We start from the raw sequence: 4,667 nt of genomic DNA, 5'->3' as shown, positions 1-4,667 counted from the left end.
CTCCTTCTCTCTCACGTCAGAGACTGTGAGCTTGCTGCCCTTCATCGCTTGTAGAACTTCCTCAACGTCAGCTTCCTTGCCTAACTCACGTTTTTCTCCAAGAATGGAATGATATTTCGCATCAAAAGGAATTCCTGCATGAGTCAGCTTCGCAGTGATGGACCAGTATTCCTCAGGGATGAATGCATCGATTTCGTTCTCACGATCGATGATGAGCTTAACGGCAACCGATTGAACTCTGCCGGCAGACAAGCCCTTCTTCACTTTTTTCCAAAGAAGCGGACTAATCTTGTAACCAACCAATCGGTCCAAAATCCGTCTCGCCTGCTGCGCGTTAACTAAATCCATATTAATTTTGCGCGGTGTCTTAAAAGCATCCTTCACGGCCTGTTTCGTAATTTCATTAAATACAACGCGGCAAGTATCGGTCTCATCCAGCTCCAAATAATGCGCCAAATGCCAAGCAATCGCTTCACCTTCGCGATCCGGATCGGCTGCTAGAAAGACGTGTTTCACTTTTTTGCTGGCATCCTTCAATTCCTTGAGAATGCTGCCTTTGCCGCGTATGGTTATGTATTTAGGATTAAAATCATTTTCAACCTCGACGCCGATCTGGCTTTTGGGCAAATCGCGAATATGTCCCATAGAAGCTTTAACGATATATTTACTGCCAAGATATTTACCAATCGTTTTGGCTTTCGCGGGTGATTCGACGATAACTAAAGAATCTGCCATGTAAGGCGCCTCCTCTCTCCATTGCAAGCTATAAAGCAATATATATTGATCCGGGCTGCAATTCAATTTTGCGTTTTATACATAAATTTAGCAGAAGTGCGTTCAAATGTCCAAACGGGAAGGCGGAGAGCTCGTGCAACTCATTAATAGATAAGGGCTGATCTCGCAAAAAAGCAATCAATTTACTCTCCTCAGGCGTGAGCTCTGGCTTATTTAATTCCTGTTCGGACTTGCTCGCTGCATCTGCTTCCTTGTAAGCTTTAAGCGCTTCCGGCAGCCAATTCAGCTCATCGATAATATCTTCAACGCAGCTAATAAGCTTTGCTTCTCCGCGTTTGATGAGCGCATTTGGCCCCTCACTCTTAGGCGATGAGTTTGGACCGGGTACAGCAAACAACTCCCGAGACATGTCCATCGCATGCTGTGCTGTTATCAGAGAGCCACTCTTCGTTGCGCCTTCCACAATAACCGTTCCTACAGATAATGCCGCAATAATACGATTGCGCTGTGGAAATTGTCCAGGATGCAGCGGAGTACCGATCGGCGTTTCTGAGACGAGCAAGCCATGCTCGGCAATTTTGTGAAACAATGATAGATTCTCAGTTGGATAACACTTATCAATAGGCGTAGGCAGAACAGCAATCGTTCCTCCCGCTCCGTACAACGCTGCTTCATGAGCTTTGCTATCGACACCTTTGGCTAGGCCGCTAACCACCGTCAAGCCAGCAGAGGAAAGCTCCTGTGCCAGCGTAGTCGCTGATTGCCTGCCATATGCGGTCGGCACTCTTGTACCTACTACTGCAATTGCTGGACGCTGCAGCAGCTCAAGACGTCCTCTAGCATACAAGACCCAAGGCGGCTGTGCAATCTCTCTTAAAATTTTCGGATATTCGGTATCATAAGGCGTTAATGCGATTGCATTTACTACAGCAACTGCTTCTGACGGATCTTCTGTCAAAATCCATGGCCGCTCTGCATAACGTTCAGCCGCTGCTTTCGCTTGACCACGATGCAGGCCTATAGCAAGTAAATCTTCTATGCTCCATGATCGTTTATTCCAAAATTCATGGTGAACAGCCTTCTGAATTGCATGCCATCCGATGCCAGGAATTTCGTGAAAGGCAATAACCATTTGTCTACGAATATCTTGTTTTTTAGTCATCAGTACCAAGCCCCTTCTCTACTCGGGCTGGCCTACATACTTATCTATTGTGCGGTAGATAGCATAAGAATGCAAGTCAGCCGATAAAATAATGGCAATCCGCAAAAAAAAAAGCAACCTTCCAACTCCCGTTATCGGGTCGTTGAAAGGTTGCTTACCTTAGATCAAACTATATAATTATTTGCGAGTGATACATTTTTCAAGAAGGCCTTGCTCTTCAAGAACACTCACAAGCGTTGAACCCATCTCAGATGGTGTTGGAGCTACTTTAATGCCGCAAGCTTCAAGCGTTGCGATTTTTTCAGCAGCTGTTCCTTTACCACCGGAAATGATTGCGCCAGCATGTCCCATCCGTTTGCCCGGAGGCGCTGTTGCGCCGCCAATGAAGCCGACAACTGGTTTTTTCATGTTTGCTTTAATCCACTCAGCAGCTTCTTCCTCTGCTGTACCGCCGATTTCACCAATCATGATAACCGCGTAGGTATCTGGATCTTCATTGAAAAGATTCAAGATATCGATAAACTCAGAGCCCTTAACCGGGTCGCCGCCGATTCCTACTGCAGAAGATTGTCCAATTCCACGAGTCGTCAATTGATGAACCGCTTCATAAGTCAATGTTCCTGAGCGAGAAATTACGCCAACATGTCCAGCTGTATGAATGTAACCAGGCATAATGCCGATTTTGCATTCATCCGGCGTAATTACGCCTGGGCAGTTAGGTCCGATAAGAACGGTTTTGCTGCCGTCCATGTAACGTTTAACTTTTACCATATCCAGCACGGGAATGCCTTCTGTAATACAGATAACAAGATCAAGCTCAGCGTCAACCGCTTCCATGATTGCATCTGCAGCAAATGCAGGTGGTACATAGATAACTGAAGCATTAGCGCCAGTAGCAGCTTTTGYTTGAGCAACCGTGTTGAAAACAGGCAATGATACGAGCGTGCCGTTATCAAGTGTAATATCAACGTTTGTGCCACCTTTACCAGGTGTTACGCCGCCGACCATTTGCGTACCGTATTCCAATCCGCCTTTGGTATGGAACAAGCCAGTTGCTCCTGTAATACCTTGGGTAATGACTTTTGTATCTTTATTAACCAAAATGCTCACTCTTAACTCACATCCCCTGAATGAATTCGTATGCGGCCTATGCCACACAGCAAGTTATCTTATTTCACGAGAGCGACAATCTTCTGCGCGCCGTCCGCCATGGAATCCGCAGCCACGATGTTCAATCCCGATTCTTTCAAAATAGTTTTGCCGAGGTCTACGTTAGTACCTTCTAGACGAACAACGAGCGGACGGTCAAGACCGACTTGCTTCGCTGCTTCGACAACGCCATTTGCAATTACGTCACAACGCATAATGCCGCCGAAAATGTTAACGAAAATACCTTTAACTTTTTCATCAGACAAAATGATTTTGAACGCTTCTGTTACCTTCTCAGCTGTAGCACCGCCCCCTACGTCTAGGAAGTTGGCAGGGTCGCCGCCGTAATATTTGATAATATCCATTGTTGCCATCGCTAGGCCTGCACCGTTGACCAAGCAACCGATGTTGCCGTCAAGAGCGATGTAGCTAAGGTCGTATTTGGACGCTTCAATTTCTTTTGCGTCTTCTTCTTCCAAATCGCGAAGCTCAACGATATCTTTGTGACGATAAAGAGCGTTTGAGTCGAAGTTCAATTTAGCATCAAGAGCAATAACTTGTCCGTCGCCAGTTACAACAAGCGGATTGATTTCTGCAATGGATGCATCTTTCTCAACAAAAGCAGTGTAAAGAGAAATCATGAACTTAACTGCTTTGTTAACAAGCTCATTAGGAATGTTGATTGCATAAGCTAGTTTGCGCGCTTGGAACGCTTGCAAGCCAACAGCAGGATCAACGATCTCCTTAATGATTTTCTCCGGGGAGTGTTCAGCAACTTCTTCAATCTCAGTGCCGCCCTCTTCCGAAGCCATCATAACGACACGACCTGTACCACGGTCTAATACTACGCCGATATAATATTCTTTCTTAATGTCGCAGCCTTCTTCGATCAGAAGACGTTTGACTTCCTTACCTTCTGGACCTGTTTGATGCGTAACAAGCACCTTACCTAGAATCTCACTAGCATAAGCGCGCACTTCATCAAGATTTTTTGCTACTTTAACTCCGCCCGCTTTACCACGGCCGCCAGCGTGAATTTGTGCTTTCACGACAACAACCTTTGTTCCGAGCGATTTAGCCGCTTCAACAGCTTCGTCTACAGTGAAGGCTACTTTACCTTCAGGTACGACGACACCATACTGTTTAAGGACCGCTTTCCCTTGATATTCATGGATATTCATTGTTGAAATCCTCCATTTCACAGACTGAAATCAGTCATATGTACACAAACCTCTATTATTGTAGCACCTTTCCCCGCCAGTTACCTTACTTTCACACATAATTAATACGGCTTTTTTGATATGGGTTTCATCTCAAAATGAGATTAAAGCGATAAAACCAGCTGAAATGCTCGTTTTATAAGGGAAAATACCACGCCATTTAGTATGACCCAATCCTAAAAATCATACCCGAAACATTTTAAATATTGACAATGCGAAGATAACTAAATTATGATATTGGCAAATTCATAACGATGGAACGGAATCGTAAGGAAGCACCTTCATTCATACATATGGGGGTGCTTTTTGTCGTGTTTAGTTTAATTCAGAGCGCAAGCGTTTATGGAGTAGATGGTAAAAGCATCTCGGTTGAGGTTGATATTTCCAGTGGCCTACCCCAA

4 protein-coding genes are annotated in these 4,667 nt (G+C 45.1%); all 4 read right to left on the bottom strand.

The genetic code is table 11. From position 1 onward, the window contains the following. Nucleotides 1-735, bottom strand: a 735-nt coding sequence (locus tag AC1DSE_RS30465; protein ID WP_477528719.1) for a type IA DNA topoisomerase, incomplete at its 3' end; no start/stop codon positions are given. Between the two features lie 28 nt (nt 736-763). Then, entirely contained in the window at nt 764-1,897 is a 1,134-nt protein-coding gene (gene dprA / locus AC1DSE_RS30460; protein WP_477511430.1) for a DNA-processing protein DprA, read from the bottom strand. A 177-nt stretch (nt 1,898-2,074) separates the two neighbouring features. Then, on the bottom strand, nt 2,075-3,007 hold the full coding sequence (gene sucD / locus AC1DSE_RS30455) for a succinate--CoA ligase subunit alpha (RefSeq protein ID WP_477528718.1): 933 nt from the start codon (nt 3,005-3,007) through the stop codon (nt 2,075-2,077). Between the two features lie 59 nt (nt 3,008-3,066). Then, nucleotides 3,067-4,227: an ADP-forming succinate--CoA ligase subunit beta gene (gene sucC, locus AC1DSE_RS30450; RefSeq protein WP_076268348.1), complete on the bottom strand. Its 1,161-nt coding sequence runs from the start codon at nt 4,225-4,227 to the stop codon at nt 3,067-3,069. Between the last annotated feature and the right edge of the window lie 440 nt (nt 4,228-4,667).

Source organism: Paenibacillus sp. 01L418, from assembly GCF_056400045.1.
Note: the sequence above shows the minus strand (reverse complement) of the source record. Positions and strands in the feature narration are given on the sequence as shown.

Bases quoted from the DNA above. Each gene is read 5' to 3' on its own strand.
- sucC (WP_076268348.1), bottom strand. From the start codon at position 4,227: ATGAATATCCATGAATATCAAGGGAAAGCGGTCCTTAAACAGTATGGT.
- dprA (WP_477511430.1), bottom strand. From the start codon at position 1,897: ATGACTAAAAAACAAGATATTCGTAGACAAATGGTTATTGCCTTTCAC.